General features: G+C 21.2%; 2 protein-coding genes and 2 pseudogenes. 3 read left to right on the plus strand and 1 reads right to left on the minus strand.

The window, feature by feature from the left end:
- Nucleotides 1-207 (minus strand): annotated as a pseudogene (locus tag KTO59_RS04165) (hypothetical protein); the annotation flags it as partial.
- Between the two features lie 297 nt (nucleotides 208-504).
- Here KTO59_RS04165 and KTO59_RS04635 point away from each other — a divergent pair.
- From KTO59_RS04635 to KTO59_RS04175, 3 genes and pseudogenes are all read left to right on the plus strand, one after another.
- Entirely contained in the window at nucleotides 505-648 is a 144-nt protein-coding gene (locus KTO59_RS04635; RefSeq protein WP_445083525.1) for a hypothetical protein, read from the plus strand.
- Nucleotides 629-883: a Panacea domain-containing protein gene (locus KTO59_RS04170; protein ID WP_284928799.1), complete on the plus strand. Its 255-nt coding sequence runs from the start codon at nucleotides 629-631 to the stop codon at nucleotides 881-883. Before KTO59_RS04635 ends, KTO59_RS04170 begins: the two co-directional genes overlap by 20 nt.
- 504 nt (nucleotides 884-1,387) lie before the next feature.
- A pseudogene (locus KTO59_RS04175) lies at nucleotides 1,388-1,715 on the plus strand (hypothetical protein); the annotation flags it as partial.

Raw genomic sequence — 1,715 nt, forward strand, 5'->3', positions numbered from 1 at the left:
TTTTGTATGATGAATCTCTAATGAAACTCCTTTTACTAAACAGTTTTCACATTTAACAGCTTGCAATCTATCCGTTAGCTTAGTTCTGCTTTTATAAGTATTTGTGTTTACTGTTAAGTTTGTATCTTTATTTTGATACTTCCTTAATTTTTTCACAAATTCCCAACTAAATAGCGGCCAAGTATCGTATTTGGGTATTCCTTTCAATAATTAAAAGATACAATAATAGGAACATTTAAAAAAATGGACAAATTAATAGATAATAATAATAAAAAAACATAATTGACTATCAAATATAAATAAAAAATAAATAAAAAATCCAAGACTCTCACTTGAGAGTCTTTTTTTATACCAAAATTAAACCAAAAAAGAAAATATTATGAAAAACCAAATTAAAAATATGAAAGAACCAAATTTTGAAAATATTTTATTTACTATGGCAAATTATATTATTAAAAAAACCCGACAATAACTAATTTAAAATTACAAAAAATTTTATATTATATTCACGCTCATTATTTAGTAAAAAATAAAAAAGATTCTAGCAAAGAATTTTTTCCTGATTGTTCTATTCATGCATGGATTTATGGTCCAGTTTTTCCTAATTTATATTTTAAATTATCACGATATGGTGATAAACCCTGTTAAATTAATTAAAGAAAACGAATTTATATCTGTTAAATTAACAAAAGAACAAATAGAATCAATTGAATATATTTTAAAAAAATATGGTAATATGAAACCTTTTGAACTTTCAAGTAAAACACATCAAGAAGATCCATGGATCAACAACTTTAATGATGATCATTGTGATTTAAGTGATAATATTATTCCAGAAAAAGATATTTTTGAATATTATACTAAAAATCCTTCAAAATTATAATTTTTTTTATTTTTAAAACCAAATAAAAGCGCAAAAAATAACTAAAAGAACTAATTAAATTAGTTCTTTTTTTAATTTAAAAACAAAGACACCAACCAGCAAAAAAACCAGGCGATTTAAATCACCCATTACAAAACAAAAAAACAAAACACGCCAAGACATTAAAAAAAACAAAACTAAATTAACAATTATTAACAATTAAAAAGATTCATTTTATATGAATCTTTTTTTTATACCAAAATTCACCTAAAGGAGAAAAAAATATGTCATTTATCGTCATCGAAGGATTTGACAAAACCATCAACTACATTAAATAATTATAATAATAATGATAATAACAAAATATTATTATTCTTCAAATATTAAAATATTTTTTTATAAAAGACACACTTTTATAATCTTTGAATTTGCATTATTTTAAAAATATGTTATATTAACAATGTAAAATTTTTAAAAACAAAAAAACAATATATAACACAAAAAAATTGTAAGGAAAATAAAAAAATGAATATAAAAGAAAATGAAAAAGAGAATAAAAGTTCAAATTGGTTACAAATTGTTGCAACAATAATAGGAATATTTGGAACAATAATAGGAATAGTTGTAACAATAATAGGAATAATAAAATCGGATTTAAAAGATTTAAAAACAGAATTAAAATCGGATTTCAAAGATTCAAAAACAGAATTGAAATCGGATTTCAAAGATTCAAAAACAGAATTGAAATCGGATTTCAAAGATTTAAAAACAGAATTGAACGATAAAATAGATAAATTAAACAATAAATTAGACGAACACAATAATAAATTAGACGAACACAATAATAAATTAG

This window comes from Candidatus Phytoplasma sp. AldY-WA1 (genome assembly GCF_020312115.2).
GTDB classification, from domain to species: domain Bacteria; phylum Bacillota_I; class Bacilli_A; order Acholeplasmatales; family Acholeplasmataceae; genus Phytoplasma; species Phytoplasma vitis.

What these genes read in the sequence shown, in the direction of transcription:
- KTO59_RS04170 (WP_284928799.1), top strand. Translation starts at nt 629, where the DNA reads ATGGTGATAAACCCTGTTAAATTAATTAAAGAAAACGAATTTATATCT.